The following is a 20675-nucleotide window of genomic DNA, read 5'->3' on the forward strand; positions in this document are numbered from 1 at the left end:
GGGATTTGCCATGGCCTGGAGGTTTCCAGGCAAGCGTTCTCAGGGCGAGGGCGGGGGTCAGCAGACCTGGTGTGATCTCCCGGGGCCGGCGATCACGGTCCGGATGGAAGAGAGCGCGACGTGCCGGTCGCTGCCGGCTCGGAGCAGCCCAGGCGCCGCCCGCGCGGGATCAACCCGCCATTCGACCCCGGCAAGGTCGAATGGCGGCACTAGATCGGCTTCGCTCCGCATTGCCGCTGTCACCGATTCAGCCCTTCGTCTAGCAGGCATCTTCACCCGTGCGGGTGATTCCCTGAACGGGATCTGCCCTAAGCACCGCGATCGGCATTGCGGCCGAGCAGCCAGGGCAGCAGCAGGAAGAACGCCAGATGGAAGGCCGCCAGCGGCAAGGGCGCCCAAAGCGCGGCGCCGATTGGTGCCTGGCCGCCGAGATAGCCGAGGCCGATCCAGGCAGCGATGAAAGCCAGGCAGAGCCAGGGCCAGATGTGCCGCGCCCAGGCGCCACGGAGCCTCTCAGCCCGCAGCCACGGCCATGCCATCGGAGCAAGCAGCACGGCGAAGACCAGGAGCACGCCGATGAGCTTGTCGGGAACGGCGCGCAGCAGCGCGATGAAGGGCCAGACATGCCAGGGCGGCAGCACGGGGTAGAGGTCAAGGGGTTGCGCCGCCGCATCCGCGACAGGCGCCAGCAGAAGCATGCCGAGCGCCAAGCCAAGCAGGATCGCCGCGGCAGCCGCCGCGACAAGGAAGACGGCCAGTTGCCGCATGGGGCGCGCCCGCCACCGCGGGCCATGCATGGAAGCGAGATCAAGGCCGAGAAGCACCAACAGGAGCAGCGGCGGCAGCAGCGCGGCACCCGGGCTGTCGAGCACGGCCTGCAGCACCTTGCCGGGCCCGGGCCGCTCCTCGGCCAGGTTCGCCAGCCAGAGACCGATCTGCCCCCAGGGCAGGATGTAGCCGATGAAGACAGTGAGTTCCGACAGAACCCAGGCCAGGATCAGGAGCAGCCAGGTCGTCCGGCGCCAGGGGCCGAGGCGACCATCCCAAGCGGTCACGGCGACATGCGGCAGCATCGCCAGAGTGAAGCCTGCGATCAGTTGCGACGGTGCCGGTGGCCAGGGGCCCAGCAGGCTGTTGATGACGATCACCAGCACGAGAAAAAGGCCCGAATCCGCCACGCGATCCTGGAAGCGAGAAGCCATGCACCTGCACCGGAAGCCCCGGAACGCTTCTGCAATGCCCGCCATGTAGAGGCAAGCATTGGAGCTTAGATGCCGGCATCCTTCATCGGCCATTCATCGCCGAGCAGCTCCGGCTCCTCGAAGGCATCGAGCCGCGCCGTGTGGGTCGCGACATCCGCCGTGAAGAGCCGGGCGCAGATGCCGCGCGCCAGCCGCTCCGCACCATGCCCGATCGCCGGGATGTCGCCGGAGAGCTTCCCGAGCGAGAGCGTCGCCGCGTAGTTGAAGATGTGCAGACGGGCGAGATAGGGCGCGGCGCCGGTGCAGGCGAAGGCCCCATCGAGATAGGGCGAGGCCGCGAGGCCCGCATTCTCCTCGCCTGGCGGCGGCGCATAGGCATCGCGCCACAGCCGGATCGCGTTCGCCATCGGCGCGAGCTCCGGCCGCAACGCCACATCCTGGGCGAAGCCGGTGCCGAGGATGGTGAAGTCGGCGGCGACCGCGCCGCGCGGGGTCTCGAGGATCAGCCGGCCCCCGTCCCGCGTCACGCCCGTGACCGCCGCGCCGGTCAGCAGCCGGGCCCGCGGATGGCGGGCAACGCGCAGCACGCTCTCGCGCGGGGGCGGCGTCTGGCGGCGCTCCAAGGTCAGCATCAGGCGCCAGCGATCGGCATCGGGCAGCGCGGCCCAGCCATGGACGACGCCGCGGTGATCCAGCGCCTTGGAGGCATTGACGCGCGGCAGCGCCGGGCGGCGCAGCAGCATGGTGAGCGGGCCGCAGTCGGCTTCCAGCGCCGTGCCGGCATTGTCGAAGGCGGAGGCGCCGCCGCCGATCACCGCGACCTGCTTCCCGGCGAGATCAGCGAAGTCGATCGCATCGGCGCTATGGGCGAAGAGGCTGCCGCGCCATTCCGGGCGGAAGCCGGCCGGGATCTGCGGCGCGCCGAAGCCGTCGCGCCCCGTCGCCATCACGACGTGGCGTGCGAAGATCGACGGGCCGTCGGACAGCGCCAGGCGGAACAGCGCGCCCTGCGGCGTGATGGCGGCGACTGAGATGCCGCTGCGGATATCGAGCCTGGCCTCGGCGCGGTACCAGCGCAGATAATCCATCCAGAGCCCGCGCGGGATCTTCCCGAGCGCGTCCCAGGCGGCAGTGCCGTGCCGCGCCTCGAACCAGGCGCGGAAGGTGAGCCCGGGCAGGCCGAGCGCGGGGCCCGCGAGCTGCTTCGGGCTGCGCAGCGTCGGCATGCGCGCGAAGCTCTCCCAAGGACCTTCCTGCCCCTCCCGCGCCCGGTCGATCAGCAGGGTGCGGGAGACGCCGTTGCGGGTCAGCGCCAGCCCGGCGGCGAGGCCGGCCATGCCGGCGCCAATGATGACGACGTCCTGCGCGATGCTGCCGTCCGGCGCCGTAGTCTCCGGCACCCAGCTTGGCGCGGGTTCCTGGAGCAGCTCCAGGTCGCGCCCTAACGTCATCCTCCGGCGAGGGCGCGCTTCGCAACCTCGGCCAGGAAGCCGGAGGCGCGGGGCAGGATGGCATCGTTGAAGTCGTAATGCGGATTGTGCAGTTCGCGCCCGCCTTCGGCCGGGCCATTGCCGATCCAGACGAAGGCCCCCGGCACCTCGCGCAGGAACCAGGAGAAGTCCTCCCCCGTCATCGCCGGCGGCAGGTCCCGGCGCACCGCGCCGCCCGCGGCCGCGGCGGCGGCTGCCAGGTCGCGCTCGGCGGCGTGGTTGACGGTGACCGGGACGCCACGACGGAACTCCAGGCTGCTGGTGACGCCGAAGGTGGCGCCGATCCCGTCCGCGATGCGGCGGAGCGCGGCCTCGATCACGACACCATCCTCCTCGCGCAGCCAGCGGGCGGTGCCCTTGAGGGTGGCGCTGGCGGGGATCTGATTCTGGGCCTCGCCGGCTTCCATGATGGTGATGGAGACGACGCCGCCGGAGATCGGGTCGAGCTCCCGCGCCACGATCGACTGCGCGGCGGTGATGGCGTGGCCGGCGGCGATCACGGGGTCGCGGGTTAGATGCGGCAGCGCAGCATGACCGGCATGGCCTTCGAAGCGGATGGCGAAGCGGGCGCCAGCGGCCATCACCGGGCCGTCATGCACCGCGATGGTGCCGGCTTCGAGCCCTGGCCAATTGTGCCAGCCGAAGATGCGCTCCATCGGGAAGCGCTGGAACAGACCTTCGCGGATCATCGATTCCGCACCGCGGCCGCCTTCTTCGGCGGGCTGGAAGACCAGATGCACGGTGCCGGACCAGTCGGGATCGGCCTGCAGCAGGGCGGCGGCACCAAGCAGCGCCGTGGTGTGGCCGTCATGGCCGCAGGCATGCATCACGCCGGGCGTGCGGGAATGCCAGGGCAGGTCCTCGACGACTTCCTGGATCGGCAGCGCGTCCATGTCACCGCGCAACCCAACCGCGCGGTTGCCGCCGGTGCCGCCGCGCCGCAGCGTCGCGACGACGCCGTGGCCGCCGACCCCTTCCGCGATCTCGGTGACGCCCAGTTCCTTGAGTTTCTGCACGACGAAGGCGGCGGTCTCGCCCTCATGCAGGGTCAGGCCGGGATTGGCGTGCAAATGGCGGCGCCAGGTGGTCAGGTTGTCGACAAGCGAAGGTTCCATGCCCCCGTCTTACTGCGCATGCCCTCTGTTCACCAAGAGGTGGGGTGGCCGCCGGGCCTCGCTTCGGGGATGAATGGGAAATGGTCCGGGGCCGACTTCAGATTCTTCTCGTGTGCCTTGCCCTTCTCACCGGCACCGGACGGGGGCAGGAAGCGCCGCGCGATATTCCCTATCGCGTGGAGTTCGCGCCGAGCGGCGACGAGGCGCTCGACACAGCCGCGCGCGCCGTCTCCCAGCTCGAGCGCCTGCGGGAGAGCTCGCCCACCGGCGCCTTCGGCCTGGTCGCGCGCGCCGAGGCGGATGCGGAACGGATGATCATGGCGCTGCGGTCGGAAGGCTACTGGGCCGGCACCGCGCGCATCACCCTGCTGGGCGAGACCCCGGACTCGCCAACCCTGCCGGAGCGGGTCGAGCAGAGCAGCGGCGAAGTCCCGGTGATGATCACCCTGACACCGGGGCCGCGCTACACGCTCGGCCGGATCCAGGTTCAGGGAGGCGGCGCCGATATCGCCACGGCGACGCCCTTCGGACTGGCGGCGGGCGATCCGGCCCGCGCAGCGCCGGTGCTAGATGCCGGGGAGAGCTTGCGGGGCCGGCTACGCGATGCCGGCTATCCGCTGGCCCGGGTGGTCTCGCGCGACGTGATGGTGGACCATGACCGACGGACCATGGACGTCACCTTCGTCCTGGAATCCGGGCCTCTCGCCCATTTCGCAGCACCTGCCGTGACCGGGGCCGAGACGGTCGATACCGGCCTGCTGGAGCGCGTCGCGGGACGCCGCCTCGCGGGCGAGACCTACGGCCCGGCCCGGGTCGAGAGCGCGCGCAGCGCGATCTCGGCCCTCGGCCCCTTCTCCACGGTGCGAGCGCGGGAGGCGACGGCGCTCGATGCCGAAGGGCGGCTGCCGATAACCTTCGAGGTGGTGGAACGGCCGCTCCGCCTGTTCGGCGCCAGCCTGGCCTATGAAACCAATTACGGCCCGACCGTGAAGCTCTATTGGGAGCATCGCAACATCTTCGGAGCCGCCGAGAGGCTGCGGATCGAGGGGGAGATCGCCCGGCTCGGCGAGGCCGGCGGCGTCGACGACGCGACCTATCGCCTCTCCGCAACGCTCCGCACGCCCGAGGTGCTGCAGCGCGACATCCAGAGCGTGACGACCCTCGCGGCCGTCCGCGAGCGACTGGATGCCTATGATCGCAACGCGATCATCGCGTCGACGTTGTTCGAGCGTCGGCTCGGCCCGCATTTGGTCGGCCAGGCCGGGCCGTCCTTCGAGACCGGCGAGATCGGACGCGACGGCGACATGACGCCCTTCACCCTGCTCGGCTTCACCGTCGGCGCCCGCTGGGACTACACGACCAGCCTGCTCGACCCGCGCAGCGGCTGGCGGGCCTCGGTGACCGCGACGCCCTATCTGGCGCTCGGCGAAGGCAGCAGCTTCACCCGGGTGCTCGCCAATGGCAGCACCTATTTCGACCTGAGCGGCAATGGCGGCACCGTGCTGGCCTTGCGGGCAGCGGTGGGGTCCGCCTTCGGCGCCGCCCGCGACGACATCACGCTCGACAAGCGCTTCTATGCCGGCGGCGGCGGCTCCGTACGCGGCTATACCTATCAGGCGATCGGGCCACGCGATTCCCGCAACCGGCCGCTCGGCGGCGCCAGCCTGGTCGAGGGCAGCATCGAGCTCCGGCAGCGGATCAGCGGCAATCTCGGCATGGTGGCCTTCGTGGATGCGGGCAGCGTCGGCGACAGCGCGACGCCGAGCTTCTCCGACGTGCGGACCGGTGTCGGCCTCGGCATCCGCTATGCCACGGCGATCGGGCCGATCCGCATCGATGTGGCGATGCCGCTCTCCCGCATCCGTGGCGAAGGCGGCTACGCGCTCTATGTCGGCATCGGGCAGGCCTTCTGAGATGCGGGCACTGCGCTGGATCTTCGGGACGCTCCTGGTGGTGCTGGTCCTCGCTGTGCTTGGCGTGGTGGGTGGGCTGTTCTGGGCCAATACCGCCGGCGGGCGCGCGACGATCGAGCGCCTGGCACAGGAGAATGTGCCGGGCCTGGTGATCGAAGGGCTGCAAGGCCCCCTGCCCGGCCGCCTCTCGGTCGCGAAGCTGTCGATGGCCGATGGCGAAGGCGTGTGGCTGGAGCTGGAGCAGGCCGAGATCGCGGTCGATTTCATGGCGCTGCTGCGGCGGGAGCTGCATGTCACCCGCATCGCGGCCGCCCGCATCGCGGTGGCGCGGGCGCCGGCCGGCGAGCCGGCGCCGGAGCAGCCGGTGGAGAGCGGTGGCAGCGGTGGCCTGCCGCAACTGCCGGTCTCGATCCGGCTGGATACGCTGGAGGTCGGCGCGCTGGAGCTCGGCGAGACGCTGGCAGGCGTTGCGCTCCGCGCCGCGATCACGGGTGCCGCCACGATCAGCAATGACCGTGCGGTCGCGCGCCTCGACATTGAGCGCCAGGATGCGCCCGGGCGGCTCACGCTGCGTGCCGACCTCGACCCACGCGCGGAGCGGCTTGTGCTGAACCTCGACGCGCAGGAGCCGCCGGGGGGCGTGGTGGCGACGCTGCTCGGGCGGCAGGGCGACGCCTTCTCGGCGCGGGTGAACCTCGATGGTCCGGCGAGCGGCGCGGCGCTGTCGCTGGAGGCGCGCATCGGCACGGAGATCGCCTTCGAGGCGAACGGCACCGTGCGGGCGGGCACGGATGGTGCGGCGGCGCTGGTGCTGCAGGGCCATGCCAGCGCGGCGCCGCTGCTGCCCCCGGATACCGCGCCATTGGCGACGCCGGTACAGTTCGCGCTGGATGCGGAGCGTGCCGCCGACGGCGCGATGACCTTGCGTCGTGCCACGGTCTCGGCGCCAGCGGCCGAGGTGGAGGCGCGCGGGGGGATGAGCGCGGCGGGCGTCGTCACCGCGAATGGCACGCTGGCACTCCGTGAGAGCGGGCGCTTCGGCGCTCTGGTGCCGGAGGGCTTCGGCTGGGATGCGATCCGCGCGCAATTCGCGGTGGAGGGCCCGGCCGCCGGACCTTCCCTGCGGCTGGAGGTCACGCCGGAGGCGCTGCGGATTGCGCCCGAGCAATTGGCCGCGGCGCTCGGGGCGGCGCCGCGCTTGACGCTGGCGACCCAGGGCGTGGAGCGGGTCGAGAGCCTGGTCCTGGAAGGCGCCGCGATCCGCATCACCGCCTCCGGCCGGGTGGTCGACCCGCTGGATCTCCGCGTCGACACGGTGGCGCCGGACGTCGCGCGCATCCTGCCCGGCAGCCAGGGCGGGCTGGAGGCAGGCTTGCGGGTGACCGGCGCGATGGCGGACCCTGCCATCGCATTGACCGCACGCGCGGCGCGGCTCGCCTTCGGCGCGCAGGCGGTGGAGGGGCTGGAGCTGACGGCCCAGGTCGCGACCCCGCTCTCCGCCCCGCGCGGGCGGGCGCGGCTCGCCGCGCGCTATGCCGGGCTGCCGGTGACGCTCGACGTCGAAGGCAATCCCGAAGGCAACGCCATGCGCCTGGCCCGCGCCGAGGCCGGCTTCGGTCCCGCACGGCTGACGGCGAGCGGCGTCTTCGATCCCGCCACCACGATCTTCGAAGGTGAGGCGCGCCTCGATGTGCCGGATGCCGCGCCCTTCACGCCGCTCGCGGGACAGCCGCTCTCGGGTAGTGCCCGGCTTGCTGCGCGGCTGACCCGCACCGACGCGCTGCAGGGCTTCGACGCGACACTGGATATCCCGGGCTTCCGCTTTGGCGCGACGCCCGTCGCAGGGCGGGTCACGGCGCGCGGCACGCCGGAGGATGCGCAGATCGCGCTCGATATTCGCAGCGGCGAGAACGGCGCCACAGGCCAGGCGCGGATCACGAATGGGCCAGATGGGCGGCGGATCACCCTGCCGGAGCTTCGCGCGCGCGGCGCCGGCGAGACCATCGCCCTTGCCGCTCCGGCGCGGATCCTGCTCGCACCGGATGGCGTGGTGGTCATCGAGAGCCTCGCCCTGGCGCCCGGACGTGGCGGCCGGCTGGAGGTGAGCGGCCGTCATGGACCAGCCCAGACCGCGGTCGAGGCGCGGCTGACCGGGCTGCCACTGGCTGCCCTCGCCCAGGGCATGGGCCTGCCGGTCGATGGGCGGATCGAGGCGGTGGCGCGGTTGACCGGCGCCGCCGCGACGCCGGATGCACGGGTCGTGCTGGATGCGCGCGGGCTGCGCAACACCGACGCCGCCTTCCGCAGCGTGCCCCCGCTCGATATCCATATTGAGGCCGAGTTGCCGCGGCTCGCGAGCCTGCGCGCGACGGCGGAGGCGCGGGCGGGCAATGCGATCCGCCTGAACCTCGATGCGCGCGCGCCGCAGGGCTTCGGCGGCAATGCGCCGATCCAGGCGACGGTCACCGGGCAGGGTGACGTGGCAGCGATCTCCGCCCCCTTTCTCGCCGGCAGCGCCAATCAGGCGCGCGGCCGGCTGGCGATCGACCTTCGCGCCGAAGGCACGGTCGCCGCGCCGCGCGCCAGCGGCACGGTGCGGCTGAGCGAGGGCCAGTTCCGCAACACGGAGTTCGGCGCCACCTTCACCGGCATGACGGCCTTGATCCGGGCCGAGGGCAACCGGGTGGTGCTGGAGAGTTTCCGGGCGCGCACGCCGGGCAATGGCGAGATCACCGTCGCGGGCAACGTCGATGCGGGCGCACCGGGCATGCCGACCCAGGTCACCGTCACCGCCCGCGGCGCGCGGCCGGTGCAATCCGACGCCTATTCGGTGCAGATGGATGCCGATGTGACGGTGGAGGGCCGCGCGACCGAGGCGCTCCGCGCCGCCGGCCGCGTCGCCATATCCCGCGCCGAGATCCGGATCCCGGAGCGCATGCCGGCCAGCGTACGTACCATCCCGAATGTGCGCGAGCGTGGCCGCGGCGCCCCGCGGCAGCGCCCGGCACCACCACCCGGCGCCGACCAGGGCGGGCTGGAGATCGCGCTGGCGATCGACATCGCGGCGCCGCGTGGCGTCTTCATCCGCGGCCAGGGCATCGATGCGGAGTTCGGCGGCGATCTCCGGGTGCGGGGCACCGCCGCGGCGCCGCAGGTCGAAGGCGCGCTGAGTGTGCGGCGCGGCGAGCTCACCTTCTTCGATCGACGCTTCAACTTCACCCGCGGCAACGTCACCTTCGATTCCGGCACGCTGGTGCCCTCGCTCGATTTCCTGGCTGCCGTGCGGGCGCGCGAGGTGCAGGCGCAGATCACGGTGACGGGCCGGCCGGAAGCGCCGCGCATCGCCTTCTCCTCGAACCCGGAACTGCCGCAGGACGAGGTGCTGGCGCGTATCCTGTTCGACCGCACGGCACGGGAGCTCTCGCCTTTCCAGCTCGCGCAGCTCGCGCAGGTGGTCGCCGGCGCGGCGGGTGTGAACACGCCGACCGCCGGCGGCTTCTTCGAGCGCATCCGCCGTACCCTCGCGTTGGATCGGCTGGGCGTCGGCGAGGCCGAGCGGAGCCAGCAGCAGCAGAGTGGCGGCAGCGGCGCGCCGACGCTCGAGGCTGGGCGCTATGTGGCCGATGGCGTCTATCTCGGCGTGACCCAGGGCACCGAAGGCGGAACCCCGCGGATCGGCGTCCAGATCGACCTGCTGCCGCGCCTGCGGCTGGAGGGCGCCACCGGCGGCAACACCCAGGCCGGCGACCGGATCGGGCTCGGCTACGAGTTCGAGTATTAAGGTAGGCGCCCGATAGGAGCCTTTCCCGGACAGGCTCCTGAGCGCAGCATCATCTCCTCGAGCGACGGGGGGAGGCTGCGATGGCGGGCGCAACGCTGATCCGGAATGCCGACTGGGTGGTGCTGTGGGATGCTGCGGCGCAGCGACATGCCTATGCGCGCGGCGTCGACATGCTGATCCGGGACGGCGCGATCGTGGCGATCGGGCCGCATGACCCGATGGCGCGGGGCGACGCAGCGGTGATCGACGGTGCCGGCATGCTGCTGATGCCGGGCCTCGTGAACGTCCATACCCATCCGACGACGGAGCCCGGCTTCCGTGGGGTGCGCGAGGATCACGGCGTCCCCGAGCAGCAGATGACCGGCCTCTTCGAACGCAGCCAGTCCATGCGGTTGGATGCGGCAGGGCGCGACGCGGCGATGCGCCTCGCCTATGCCGAGCTGATGTCGGCCGGCGTCACCAGCGTGGTCGATCTCTCCGCCCCCTTCGAGGGCTGGATGGATGTGATGCGGGAGAGCGGGCTGCGGGTCTGGGTCGGGCCGGGCTATGCCTCCGCGCGCTGGGGCATGAGCGCGCCGCAGACCGTCGAATGGCACTGGGATCCGGCGGCCGGCAGGCGCGGCTTCCAGGCGGCGCAGGCGATCATGGACGAGGCGGAGCGCGATCTTTCCGGCCGGCTCTCGGGCATCGTCTTTCCCGCGCAGATCGATACGGTGGAGGAGGATCTGCTGCGCGATTCCATCGCGCTGGCGGAAGCGACCGGACGCCCCTTCACCACGCATATCGCGCAGGCGGTGGTCGAGGTCCGGGAGATGATCCGCCGGCACGGCACCACGCCGATTCAATGGGCTGGCGGTCTCGGGCTGCTGACGCCGCGCAGCATCCTGGGCCATGCGATCTTCACCGACGACCATCCCTCGATCGGCTGGCATGGCAGCCGCGACGTGGCGCTGATGGCCGAGCGTGGCGCGGCGGTGGCGCATTGCCCTTCCCCCTTCGCGCGCTATGGCGAGCATCTGAAGCATTTCGGGCGCTATGGCGACGCCGGCGTGCGCATGGCGCTCGGCACAGATGTCGCGCCCCATAACCTGATCGAGGAGATGCGGCTGGCCCTCCTGCTGGCACGCAATGCCGCCCATGACCTCAGCACCGCCGATACCGCGAGCGTCTTTCATGCCGGGACCGTGGGTGGGGCGGACGCGCTGGGGCGGAGCGATCTCGGTCGGCTCGCGGTCGGCGCCAAGGCGGATTGCGTGCTGGTCGATCTCGGCCATCCGCTGATGGCGCCGCCGCGTGATCCCCTGCGCAGCCTGGTCTTCCACGCCGCCGACCGCGCCGTGCGCCATGTCTTCGTCGGCGGCAACGCGATCTATGCGAATGGCAGGCCGGTCGGGCTGGACGTCAGCGAGGCGGCGGGCATCCTGGCCCAGAGCCAGGCGAAGATGCTGCGCGACGCCGCCGGCCATGATTATCGCGGCCGCGACGGTGATGCCATCGCGCCGTTGTCGCTGGGGTTTATCTAGGCATCAGGCGCCGGCGGCTGCATTCGCGGTCTCGGGCGTCGGCTTGCCTCGCGCCGCCGGAGCCGATGGCAACCTGCGGCCGCGTGGTCTGGTCAGACCGGTCGCAGCCCACTGGCACCGAGCCGTTCCGGTGTGCAGGCAGAGGCCAGCGCCGCGAGCAGGGCGTACCCGGCCTCTGGCGCCTCGCTGGCCGTCGTCACCGCGCCGGAGAAGACCAGTTTCTCCTGCACCGCGTCCGGCAGCGGCCCGACGATGTCGACCCCTTCGACGGCCATCAGCTCGCTCATCTGCTGGATGGCGAGCGCCGCCTCCCCGCGCGCCACCAGCGCGGCGGTGAAGCCTTGCGGGATGATGGTCGCCTTCGCGTTGACGAGATCAGCGATGCCAAGACGTTCGATCAGGCCGGCGAAGAAGATGCCGCTGGCGCCCTGCTTCGAATAGACGATGGACGGCACCGCGCGCAGCGTCGCGACCAGGGCCTCGACGCTGCCGATGTCCGGCTTCGGCGCCTTGGCGCGCACCGCCGCGCCGACCGCGGACCGTGCGAGATCGACCCGGCTCGCGGGATCGACCAGGCCCTTGGCGGCAAGCCCGGCGATGCCGGCTTCGGTGACGATGACGACATCGGCCGCGGCGCCTTCGGCCAGGCGCTGGAGCTGCACCTGGGTCGGGCCGAAGCCGAGCTCGAGCGGCCGTCCGGCGGCGGCTTCGAGCTGCGGCAGCACGCCTTCGATGACCTTCTGCAGGCCGAGCGTCGTCAGGACGCGGAGCGGCGCCGCCATCAGGCAGCCGGCTTCAGCACATGGATGACGCGGGTCTCGATCAAGGGACGCGTTTTCGCGGCATAGGCGGCCATATGCGGCGCGGCGCCATGCGCCTTCAGCGCGGCCTCATCAGCCCATTTCTCGATGACGACGAAGGTGTCCGGCCCGAAGGCGGTCTGGATCGCGCCGAATTCGGGCACATCGACCGCCGGGCCATATTCGATGCAGCCATCCTCGGCATGGACCGCCGGCATGTTGGCGCGGAAATGCCCGAGGATCTCCTCGCGCTTGCCGGGTTTGGCGGTGATGATGGCGAGCACGTGGATCATGGTGCGTTTCCCTCCTGGCGTGGCGCGATCCTGCGCCACGCCAGAGAGGCCGGCAAGGCGCGGGCCTGTCAGTCCGCGCGGGCGCCGCTGATCTCGACCAGCTCGCGCCAGACTGCTTCTTCCGAACGCCAAAAGGCGCCGAAGGCGGCCGGGCTTTCGTCGGTGACCGCTTCGAAGCCGAGCGGCGACAGGCGGGCGCCGAAATCGGGTGCGCGCACCACGCGGGTGATGGCGTCGAACAGGGTCTGGGTGACCGCGGGGGCGAGGCCGGTCGGCGTCACTACCGCGTACCAGACCGATGCGTTCATCCCCTTGCCCGGCGCCAGCTCATCCATCGAGGGAATGGTCTCGACGCCCGGCACATAGGTGACGCGGCCGGCGGAGCCGACCGCCAGCGCGCGGAAACGGCCTTCGCGCACATGCGGCATCAACGCCGGCATCACGTCGAACATCATGTCGATATTGCCGGCAACGAGGTCCTGGATGGCCGGTCCGCCGCCGCGATAGGGCACATGGGTGATGTCGATACCGAGGACACGCTTCAGTTTCTCGATGGCGAGATGGCTGGTGGTGCCGGTGCCGCTGCTGCCCATGGTAATGACGCCGGGATTGGCGCGGGCATGGGCCACCAATTCCTGGAAGCTCCGCCAGGGGCGTTGCGCGTTGACCACCAGCAGGATGGTACCGGAAGAGACGCGGCTGATCGGTGCCAGGTCGCGCAGCGGATCGAAGCTCATACGCGTGCCATAGAGGAACTTGTTGGCCGCGAGCGTATTGGCGGCCGCGATCATGATGGTGTGGCCATCCTTCTCGGCCCGCACCACGGATTCGGCCCCGATATTGCCACCCGCGCCGGCGCGGTTCTCGACCACGATGGTCTGGCCGAGGATCGGCTGCAGCCGCTCGCCCAGCATGCGGGCCGTTAGGTCCATGGCGCCGCCGGCCGCGATCGGCACGACCAGGCGGATGGGGCGCGACGGTGCCCAGGCCTGGGCACGCGCGACGCTGGGGGTCGCCAGGGCTGCGGCGAGCAGCAGGCGGCGGGGGATGGGGGGTGCTTGCATCATGGCGGCAGCGAATGCCACTTCGCCGCCGGTCGTTCAACCAACCTGTATTAACCCTGGCCCGGCATCGGCCGGCTATTGCGGCTCCAATCCGACCTCCCGGGCGCGCCTCCCCAGGGTCTCGATCTGTCCCCGCAGGAAGCTCTCGAATTCTTGCGGAGTGCTGCCGCGCGGGCTGAAGCCGAGCCGCCCGAGACGCTCCCGCAGGTCGGGCTGCGCCAGGACCTTGTTCAACGCCTCGTTGGCACGGGCGATCACCGGTTGCGGCGTCGCGGCCGGGGCGGCCAGGCCGAACCAGACGATCAGCTCGAAGCCGCGCACCGTCGCGCCGATCGGCGGGATCTCGGGCGCCAGCGGGAAAGGCTCCGGCGTGGTGACGCCGAGCGCCCGCACCCGGCCTTCGCGCACCTGGGCCAGGCCATTGGCGAAATCGGTCAGGGTGCTGTCGACGCGGCCGGCCATCACGTCGGTCAGGGCTTCCGGCCCGCCGCGATAGGGGATCGGCGTCATCTGCACGCCGGCCAGACGGTTGATCGATTCGCTGCCGATCAGCGAACTGGCATTGCCATGACTGAAGGTCAGCGCGCCGGGCCGCGCCTTCGCCAGCTCGATCAATTCGGCGACGCTGCGCGCCGGGGAGCTGTTCGGCACGACGAGCAGATAAGGCGCCTCGGCCAGGAAGCCGATCTGCGCGAAATCGCGGATCGGATCATAGGACAGGCGGCGGATCAGATAAGGGTTGAGCGCCCCGTTGGTGACCGAGAGGATCGCCATGGTATGGCCGTCGGCGGCGCTGCGCGCGACAGATTCCGTGCCGATCACGCCGCTGCCGCCGGGGCGGTTGTCCACCACCACCGCCTGGCCGAGCTCGCGCGAGAGCGGCTCCGCCACCAGCCGCATCAGGCTGTCGGTGACGCTGCCGGCCGGGAAGGCGACGACGATGCGAATCGGGCGATCCGGCCAGGCGGCCTTGGCTCCCGTCGCGGCCAGCAGGAAGGGCGTCGCCAGCGTGGTGCGCCGGGTGATGGTCCCGATCATGAGGTCACTTTCTCTCCCTTGCCCGCTGGGGCGTGATCCGTTCGCTGACGCTCGTGGGTCATGCCCCAGCTCCTTGTTCGGTCGCGTGATTCACGCTTTCGGCCTAAGGCCTCAAGCGATCACGCTCCAGGAAGCGGTGCAGTTCCGTGTTGTCGGCCTTGGGGCCGAGTTCGCCGAGCGCCGCTTCCCAGATGCGGCGGCAGAGCGCCAGAGCCTCGGCATCGATGCCGGTTTCCGCGGCGATGGCGCCCGCCGTCTCCAGGTCCTTGCGCATGAGGCCGAGCTGGAAGCCACCGGCATAGCGGCCGGAGATGATCTCCTGCCGGAGCTTGGTCTCGGTCGCCACGTTACGGCCAGAGGAGGCGTTCAGGACATCGGTGAAGACCTTGAGGTCGAGGCCGAGCTTGTCCGCCATCTGCAGCGCCTCGGTCGCGGCCAGCAGGCCGGCGGCGTAGACGTAATTGTTCAGCGCCTTCATGGCATGGGCGCTGCCGACCGGGCCGGTGCGGATGATCTTCTCGCCCATCGCGCGCATCGCCGCCTCAGCGGCCGCGAAGGCGGCGTCGTCACCGCCGATCATGATGGCGAGCGTGCCGGCACGCGCCTTGATGACACTGCCGGAGACCGGCGCATCGATCAGCGAGGCGCCGCGGGCGGCCGCGACCTGGGCGAGGCGCCGCGTCTCCGCCGGGATGGAGGAGCCCATGTCCACCACCACGCTGCCCTCGCGCAGCGCCGGCAGCAGGCCGCCCTCGCCTTCCGCCACCTGGGCGACGATGTCGCTGTTCGGCAGCATGAGCAGGGTGAGGTTGCAGAGCTCGGCAACGCCGGATGGCGAAGGCGCGAAGGCCAGGCGTCCTTCCGGCGCATCTTCCGCGAGTGCCGCGCGCGCCGCCTCGGCGCTGTCGCAGGCGACCAGGGAAAAGCCCTTGGCCAGAAGGCAGCGGGCCATGGGCAGGCCCATCATGCCCAGGCCGATGAACCCGATCGTGGCGGGTGCGGCGTCGGAAGCCATGACGGCATCCCTCCCCTTGTGTTGATGCGGATCATCTTCGGTGCGCGCCAGGGCGCTGGCAAGCCGAGGCGTATTGCCAGCCTCAAGCGCCGGCGCGCGCATCCACGCGCTTGGCGCGCGCGCTGTCAGGGCTGTACTGGCGTCGGCTGTTGGTCGCGCTCCGCAGGAACTGGTTGGCGGCCTGCGGCCGTGTGCTGCCGGGCTTCAGCTCGCCCAGACGGGTAGGCGCTTGGCGCGGAAGGCTGCGATGCCCTCCGCTGCCTCACTGCCGGCAGCGCAGCGCGCGAAGGCCTGGGCGCCGGCTTCGGCATAGCCATCCGGCACCACGGGACCGAGGGCTGCGAGCAGCGCCTTGGTCTCGGCCAGTGCTTCGGGCGCACCTTGCTGCACGTCGCGCAGCACCGCGCCGACCAGGGCCGAAAGCGCCTTCGCATCCGGCGCGACGCCATGCACGAGGCCGATGCGCGCCGCCTCGGCCGCATCGACGACATGCGCCTGCAGCACAAGCCGCGCGGCCTCGCTGCGGCCGGTGCGGCGAGCGATCCAGGGGAGGATCTGAGCCGCCACTAGCCCCCGCCGCGTCTCCGGTGCCGCGAAGCGGGCGTCGGCCGCGGCGAAGACCAGGTCGGCGGCACAGGCGAGACCGAGGCCGCCGGCATGCGCCGCGCCCTCCACCGCGGCGACCACCACCTGCGGCAGGCCGGAAAGCCCGGCGAGGATCGCCCCCATGCGTCGGTTGCGGGCCAGCGCGGCTTCCCCTTCCGCGAGCTCGGTCAGGTCGAGGCCGGCGCAGAAATGGCCGCCGGCACCCGCGAGCACCACGGCGCGGATCGAGCGATCCGCCGCGCAATCGGCGATCAGGTCTTCCAGGGCGCCGAACAGGGCGCCGTTCAGCGCATTCCGGCGCGCGGGCCGGTTGAAGGTGGCGCGCAGCACCGCACCCTCACGCGAGCGCAGCAGCGGGTCATCCTCGGCCATCGGGCATTCCTCCGTGTTTCGCCGCATCCTGTCGCGCCGGCGGATACCACGCTAGAGAGGCCTCGCTATGGGGGACCAGAGAATGAGCGTCGCACTCGGCATCATCGGCTTCGGCATCATGGGCGAGCGCCTGCTGCGCGCCGCGCTCAACCACGATCCGGCGACCCTCCGCCCGGTCGCGGTCTGGGATCCGGCGCCGGAGGCCGCGGCGCGGCTCGCCGCCATCGCGCCCGGCGTGCCGATGCTGGGCAGCGCCGCCGCGGTGATCACCGCCTGCGACTGCCTCTATATCGCCTCCCCGCCCGCCAGCCACCTGGAGCATGCACGCGCTGCCTTGGCGGCCGGGCGCGCGGCCTTCCTGGAGAAGCCCCTCTCCACGAACCCCGCGGATGCGGAAGTCTTCGTCGCGGAGGCGGAACGCAGTGCTGCCCGCGCAGCAGTGAACTTCCCGATGGCCTCCTCCCCCGCCGTCGCGCAACTCGCGGCCTGGCGGGAGACGATCGGCGTGCCGCGCTCGCTCGCCATCGAATGCTTCTTCGCGGCCTGGCCCCGCGGTTGGCAGCGGGACGCGCATGGCTGGCTCGACAAGCCGGCCCAGGGCGGCTTCACGCGGGAGGTTGTGTCGCACTTCCTGTTCCTGACCCGGCGCCAGCTCGGGCCGCTGGCGCTCGAGGAAGCGCGCACCCGCTTCGACGCGCCTGGCCGCGCCGAGACGGCGACCGCGGCGCGGCTGACGGCGGGGGGCGTCGCGGTGGCCTTGGCCGGCGGCGTCGGCGTCACGCTGAAGGATGACCACAACACTTGGACGCTGGATGCGCCGGGTGGTGCGGTCCGCCTGCGCGACTGGTCATTCGCCGAGCGGCGTGCTCCCGACGGCACTTGGCAGCAGGCGCCGGACGCATTGCCGAACGAGCGCATGCGGCCGCTGGTGCTGAAGGGCCAACTCGACAAGGTCGCGGCCATGACCCGCGGCGAGGCGCAAGGCCTCGCGACGCTGCGCGAGGCCTTCGAGGTGCAGCAGGTGGTGGAGGCGATCCTCGCCGCGCCGGCGTAGCGTGAACCCACGCGTCGAGCTCCCGCGGCCTTCGCTCGATCCCGATGCGCTACTGATTGATCTCCGGCTCGACAAGCCTTGCCAGGTTCCGAAGCGAGTCCTGCCACCCGAGGTAACAAGCCTCGGGTGGAATGGCGTCCGGGACGCCCGCCTGCTCGATATCCAGCTCGGTGCCGACCGACACCTTCTTCAAGATCACGGTCACCTGCATCTCGCCGGGCAGATTGGGATCGTCGAACTTGTCCGTGTAGCGCAGGCGTTCGCTCGGGACGAGCTCGACATATTCACCGCCGAATGCGTGGCTCTGGCCCGTCGTGAAGTTCCGGAAGGACATCTTGAACGTGCCGCCGACCTTCGGTTCCAGGTGGTGCACGGTGCAGGCAAAGCCGTTGGGCGGAAGCCATTTCGCGAGCGCGTCCGCTTCGAGGAACGCGCGATAGACCTTCTCCGGGCTGGTCGCGAGAACGCGGTGCAGGCGTATGGTGCTGGGCATCTTCGTTCATCCTCATGAATTGACGGAACAGATCCGGTATCGGCAGAACCAGAGTGACGTCCACGGGCTCTCATTGCCGATCCATGCCCCAAGGACGAACGGGACTGCGCCAATCCGACACGGGATCTCAGATTTGCTGAGCGCACCCGCAGCGGGCAGGACGGACCGCTACGGCTGTGACCGACGAAGCCTGTCTACGCCAGAGGCCGGCTTCCACGGATGCCCCTCGCCGCCGCGGCCAGCCCGCCTTCCATCCGGCCCGGCTCAGTAGGCGCCCGCCCAGCCGTCGCGGCGCGGATCGGAGGCGGCCATGCGCACGCCATTCTCCAGGATGCGGATCGCCTCCAGGCTGCAGGGACCTTCGAGCGGCGCCACCACCTTCACGCGATGGCCAAGCGCTTCGAGCGCCGGCGCGTGCCGCGCCAGCCCTTCCTCGATGGTCAGGGTGTCGTCGCCATCATGCGGGTAATTGGCCGGCTGGCCATATTGCGAGGAGCTCCAGCGCGGCAGCTCCACCGCCTGCTGCGGATCGAAGCCGAAATCGCAGAGCGCCACGATCGCCTGGGTGTTGACCTGCACCTGGTTGTCGGCGCCCGGCGTGCCGATGACGCACCAGGGGCGGCCATCCTTCAGCACCATCGGGGCGTTCATGGTGTGCCGCACGCGGCGGCCCGGAGTGAGCAGGTTCGGATGGCCCTCCTCCAGATGCCAGTAGCTCATGCGGTTGTTGAGCAACACGCCGGATTCGCCGGCGATGACGCCGGAGCCGAAGGGAGAATTGAGGCTCTGGATCGCGGAGACTGCATTGCCCGCGGCATCGACGGTGCAGAAATAGGTCGTGTCGCCGGTACCCTGCTCCGGTTTCAGCGGCAGATGGGCGGCATGGTCCCGGTCGATGGCGGCGGCATGTTCGGCGGCGCGCGCTTCGGAGAGGAGCATGGCGAGCGGGATGTCGCGGCCGCGCGGATCGGCGCCATGCGCCTCCCGGTCGAGGAAGACGCGCTTCTTGGCTTCCACCATGAGATGGATCAGCGCCGCGCTGTCCCAGCCGAGTGCGGCGAGATCGAAGCGGTCGAGGATGCGCAGCATCTGCAGCATCGTGAAGCCGGTCGAGTTGGGTGGCGTCTGCGCGATGGTGAAGCCGCGATAGGGCACGGCGATCGGATCGACCTCCTCCGCGCGCATGTCGGCGAGGTCGGCTTCGGTCAGCGGCACATCGGCAGCGGCGGCGCCGCGCGCCAGCAGGCCGGCGAAATCCGCCCCTTCCGACAGGGCAGCGAGCGCGGCGGCCAGGGCTTCCTGGCGCAGCACGCCACCCAGCGCGGGCGGCTCCCCATCCGGCAGGAAGATCGCGGCGGAGTGCGACCCGGCCGGCAGGCGCGCCCGCTGCGCATCGATGAAGTGACGCAGCGCATGAGTCGCGGCGAAGCCGTCGCGTGCCGCTTCGATGGCGGCGCCGAACAGCGTCGCGCGCCGCGCCTGGCCGCAGCTCGCGTGCAGCAAGGAGATGCCGGCATACATGCCGGGGACGGAGACCGAGAGCGGCCCGTGCAGCGGAATGCCGCCGCGTGCACGGTAATGCGCGGCCGTGGCCTGCATGGGCGCCGCGCCGGAACCGTTGAAGACGCGGCCCCTGCCCTGCGCCGCATCCCAGACATGGTAGAAGCCGTCACCGCCGAGGCCGGACATATGCGGCTCCACCACGCCGAGCGTCAGCGCCACCGCGACTGCGGCATCGGCGGCATTGCCGCCGGCGCGCAGCACGTCGAGCCCGGCCTGGGTCGCGACCGGGTGGTTGGTGGCGACCGCGCCATGGCGGCCCATGATCAACGGTCGAAAAGCGCGGGGCATCGGGTACATCAGTTGCTTCCCAGGTTCATGCGGCTGACGATCGGGGCCCAGCGCGCCACCTCCGCCCGGACATGCGCGGTGGCGGCCTCCGGGGAGGTGTCCGGCCAGACTTCGACGCCGGCGGTCGCCAGCCGCTGCTGGATCGCCGGATCGGCGAGCACCCGGCGCGCCGTAGCGGACAGCATGGCGGCGATCTCGGGCGGCGTGCCGGGCTTGGCGTAGAGCGCTTGCCAGGCGGTCAGGTCGTAATCCGCGACGCCGGACCGCGCGAGGCTCGGCAGGCCCGGCACCAGCGCCGAAGGGTCAGGCGAGGAGACGGCGAGGCCGCGCACCAGCCCGTCACGAATCAATGGCGTCAGCATGGTCGGGCTGTCGATGGTGAAGTTCATGCGGCCGGCCACCAGGTCCTGCACCGCATTGGCCGCGGTGCGGTAGGGCACGATGGTGAAGCTGCCGCCGGTGATCTGCTTGAACAGCTCGCCCGCCAGATGATTGGTGGCACCCGGGTTGGTGGCGCCGTAATTTGCCGCTTCGCCCCGCTGCCGCAACCAGACGAGCAGCCCCGCGACATCCTGTGCCGGCACGCTCGGGTGCACCGCCAGCACGAAGGGCTGGCGCGCGACCAGCGCGAGCGGCAGGAAATCTGCGACCGGGTCGTAGGGGAAGTTGGGATAGACCGCCCGCATCACCGGATGATTGTTGGTGACGATCAGGATCGAGTACCCATCCGCCGGGGTGCGCTGGAACGCCGCGGCGCCGACCGTGCTGCCGGCGCCGGGCAGGTTCTCGGCGACGACCGGGCGCCCGAGGATCGCACTCATGCCGTCGCCCAGGATGCGGCCCACCACATCGGTGACACCGCCGACGCCGACCGGGACCATCATGCGGATCGGCCGCGACGGGTAGCGATCCTGGGCAGCGGCGGGCAGCGCCATCAGGGCCGGGGCGGCGACAAGCAATTGGCGGCGGGCGAGCATCGGCGGGGGCTCCGGGCAGTTTGCGGCGTCGCGCGGCTCAGGCAAGCTGTATGGGCAAGCTGTATGCCAGCATACATCGGAGCCGACG

At 71.2% G+C, this 20675-nt stretch carries 16 protein-coding genes; 4 read left to right on the top strand and 12 right to left on the bottom strand.

What is annotated here, in order from left to right:
* Positions 1–308: 308 nt before the first annotated feature.
* The 3 genes from GXW71_RS03590 to GXW71_RS03600 all read right to left on the bottom strand — a co-directional run bounded on the left by GXW71_RS03590 (position 309) and on the right by GXW71_RS03600 (position 3807).
* Positions 309–1202, bottom strand: coding sequence for a hypothetical protein (locus tag GXW71_RS03590; protein ID WP_211851019.1), 894 nt, complete (start codon positions 1200–1202; stop codon positions 309–311).
* A 65-nt stretch (positions 1203–1267) separates the two neighbouring features.
* Complete coding sequence (locus GXW71_RS03595; protein WP_367617239.1) at positions 1268–2602, bottom strand: FAD-dependent oxidoreductase; 1335 nt, start codon at positions 2600–2602, stop codon at positions 1268–1270.
* Between the two features lie 47 nt (positions 2603–2649).
* The gene (locus GXW71_RS03600; RefSeq protein ID WP_211851021.1) at positions 2650–3807 is read right to left on the bottom strand and encodes an amidohydrolase; all 1158 of its coding nucleotides are present in this window, start codon (positions 3805–3807) and stop codon (positions 2650–2652) included.
* A gap of 110 nt (positions 3808–3917) precedes the next feature.
* Between GXW71_RS03600 and GXW71_RS03605 the strand changes: the two genes are divergently transcribed.
* The 3 genes from GXW71_RS03605 (at position 3918) to GXW71_RS03615 (ending at position 11024) form a co-directional block, all read left to right on the top strand.
* Positions 3918–5720 carry an autotransporter assembly complex protein TamA gene (locus GXW71_RS03605; RefSeq protein WP_211851022.1) on the top strand — a complete coding sequence of 601 codons (1803 nt, stop codon included), beginning with the start codon at positions 3918–3920 and terminating at the stop codon, positions 5718–5720.
* 1 nt (position 5721) lies between these two features.
* Positions 5722–9501, top strand: a complete 3780-nt coding sequence (locus GXW71_RS03610) for a translocation/assembly module TamB domain-containing protein (RefSeq protein ID WP_211851023.1) — start codon at positions 5722–5724, stop codon at positions 9499–9501.
* Between the two features lie 80 nt (positions 9502–9581).
* Positions 9582–11024 (top strand): amidohydrolase family protein, encoded by a 1443-nt coding sequence (locus GXW71_RS03615; protein WP_211851024.1) that lies wholly within the window; start codon positions 9582–9584, stop codon positions 11022–11024.
* A gap of 92 nt (positions 11025–11116) precedes the next feature.
* Here the strand turns inward: GXW71_RS03615 and GXW71_RS03620 are convergent, their stop codons facing one another.
* From GXW71_RS03620 to GXW71_RS03645, 6 genes are all read right to left on the bottom strand, one after another.
* Positions 11117–11806, bottom strand: a complete 690-nt coding sequence (locus GXW71_RS03620) for a molybdate ABC transporter substrate-binding protein (RefSeq protein WP_211851025.1) — start codon at positions 11804–11806, stop codon at positions 11117–11119.
* Positions 11806–12117, bottom strand: coding sequence for a putative quinol monooxygenase (locus GXW71_RS03625; protein ID WP_211851026.1), 312 nt, complete (start codon positions 12115–12117; stop codon positions 11806–11808). The genes GXW71_RS03620 and GXW71_RS03625 overlap by 1 nt, the downstream gene beginning before the upstream one ends.
* A gap of 68 nt (positions 12118–12185) precedes the next feature.
* A complete protein-coding gene (locus GXW71_RS03630; protein ID WP_211851027.1) occupies positions 12186–13184 on the bottom strand; it encodes a Bug family tripartite tricarboxylate transporter substrate binding protein in 999 nt (332 codons plus the stop codon).
* Positions 13185–13256: 72 nt separating this feature from the next.
* Entirely contained in the window at positions 13257–14219 is a 963-nt protein-coding gene (locus tag GXW71_RS03635; RefSeq protein ID WP_211851028.1) for a Bug family tripartite tricarboxylate transporter substrate binding protein, read from the bottom strand.
* 103 nt (positions 14220–14322) lie between these two features.
* Positions 14323–15234 (bottom strand): NAD(P)-dependent oxidoreductase, encoded by a 912-nt coding sequence (locus GXW71_RS03640; RefSeq protein WP_211851029.1) that lies wholly within the window; start codon positions 15232–15234, stop codon positions 14323–14325.
* Between the two features lie 204 nt (positions 15235–15438).
* A complete protein-coding gene (locus GXW71_RS03645) occupies positions 15439–16212 on the bottom strand; it encodes an enoyl-CoA hydratase/isomerase family protein (protein ID WP_211851030.1) in 774 nt (257 codons plus the stop codon).
* A gap of 82 nt (positions 16213–16294) precedes the next feature.
* Here GXW71_RS03645 and GXW71_RS03650 point away from each other — a divergent pair, with 82 nt between their 5' ends.
* The gene (locus tag GXW71_RS03650; protein WP_211851031.1) at positions 16295–17266 is read left to right on the top strand and encodes a Gfo/Idh/MocA family oxidoreductase; all 972 of its coding nucleotides are present in this window, start codon (positions 16295–16297) and stop codon (positions 17264–17266) included.
* A 49-nt stretch (positions 17267–17315) separates the two neighbouring features.
* Here the strand turns inward: GXW71_RS03650 and GXW71_RS03655 are convergent, their stop codons facing one another.
* The 3 genes from GXW71_RS03655 to GXW71_RS03665 all read right to left on the bottom strand — a co-directional run bounded on the left by GXW71_RS03655 (position 17316) and on the right by GXW71_RS03665 (position 20587).
* Positions 17316–17759, bottom strand: a complete 444-nt coding sequence (locus tag GXW71_RS03655; protein WP_211851032.1) for an SRPBCC family protein — start codon at positions 17757–17759, stop codon at positions 17316–17318.
* A gap of 264 nt (positions 17760–18023) precedes the next feature.
* Positions 18024–19619, bottom strand: a complete 1596-nt coding sequence (locus GXW71_RS03660) for a gamma-glutamyltransferase family protein (protein ID WP_211851033.1) — start codon at positions 19617–19619, stop codon at positions 18024–18026.
* Positions 19619–20587, bottom strand: a complete 969-nt coding sequence (locus tag GXW71_RS03665) for a Bug family tripartite tricarboxylate transporter substrate binding protein (protein WP_211851034.1) — start codon at positions 20585–20587, stop codon at positions 19619–19621. Before GXW71_RS03665 ends, GXW71_RS03660 begins: the two co-directional genes overlap by 1 nt.
* Between the last annotated feature and the right edge of the window lie 88 nt (positions 20588–20675).

This window comes from Plastoroseomonas hellenica, from assembly GCF_018129085.1.
Classification (GTDB): domain Bacteria; phylum Pseudomonadota; class Alphaproteobacteria; order Acetobacterales; family Acetobacteraceae; genus Plastoroseomonas; species Plastoroseomonas hellenica.

Excerpts from the sequence above, each read along its gene's own strand:
- GXW71_RS03590 (WP_211851019.1), bottom strand. The coding sequence starts at position 1,202 with ATGGCTTCTCGCTTCCAGGATCGCGTGGCGGATTCGGGCCTTTTTCTC.
- GXW71_RS03600 (WP_211851021.1), bottom strand. The coding sequence starts at position 3,807 with ATGGAACCTTCGCTTGTCGACAACCTGACCACCTGGCGCCGCCATTTG.
- GXW71_RS03610 (WP_211851023.1), top strand. The coding sequence starts at position 5,722 with ATGCGGGCACTGCGCTGGATCTTCGGGACGCTCCTGGTGGTGCTGGTC.
- GXW71_RS03615 (WP_211851024.1), top strand. The coding sequence starts at position 9,582 with ATGGCGGGCGCAACGCTGATCCGGAATGCCGACTGGGTGGTGCTGTGG.
- GXW71_RS03620 (WP_211851025.1), bottom strand. The coding sequence starts at position 11,806 with ATGGCGGCGCCGCTCCGCGTCCTGACGACGCTCGGCCTGCAGAAGGTC.
- GXW71_RS03625 (WP_211851026.1), bottom strand. The coding sequence starts at position 12,117 with ATGATCCACGTGCTCGCCATCATCACCGCCAAACCCGGCAAGCGCGAG.
- GXW71_RS03630 (WP_211851027.1), bottom strand. The coding sequence starts at position 13,184 with ATGATGCAAGCACCCCCCATCCCCCGCCGCCTGCTGCTCGCCGCAGCC.
- GXW71_RS03635 (WP_211851028.1), bottom strand. The coding sequence starts at position 14,219 with ATGATCGGGACCATCACCCGGCGCACCACGCTGGCGACGCCCTTCCTG.
- GXW71_RS03640 (WP_211851029.1), bottom strand. The coding sequence starts at position 15,234 with ATGGCTTCCGACGCCGCACCCGCCACGATCGGGTTCATCGGCCTGGGC.
- GXW71_RS03645 (WP_211851030.1), bottom strand. The coding sequence starts at position 16,212 with ATGGCCGAGGATGACCCGCTGCTGCGCTCGCGTGAGGGTGCGGTGCTG.
- GXW71_RS03650 (WP_211851031.1), top strand. The coding sequence starts at position 16,295 with ATGAGCGTCGCACTCGGCATCATCGGCTTCGGCATCATGGGCGAGCGC.
- GXW71_RS03655 (WP_211851032.1), bottom strand. The coding sequence starts at position 17,759 with ATGCCCAGCACCATACGCCTGCACCGCGTTCTCGCGACCAGCCCGGAG.
- GXW71_RS03660 (WP_211851033.1), bottom strand. The coding sequence starts at position 19,619 with ATGTACCCGATGCCCCGCGCTTTTCGACCGTTGATCATGGGCCGCCAT.
- GXW71_RS03665 (WP_211851034.1), bottom strand. The coding sequence starts at position 20,587 with ATGCTCGCCCGCCGCCAATTGCTTGTCGCCGCCCCGGCCCTGATGGCG.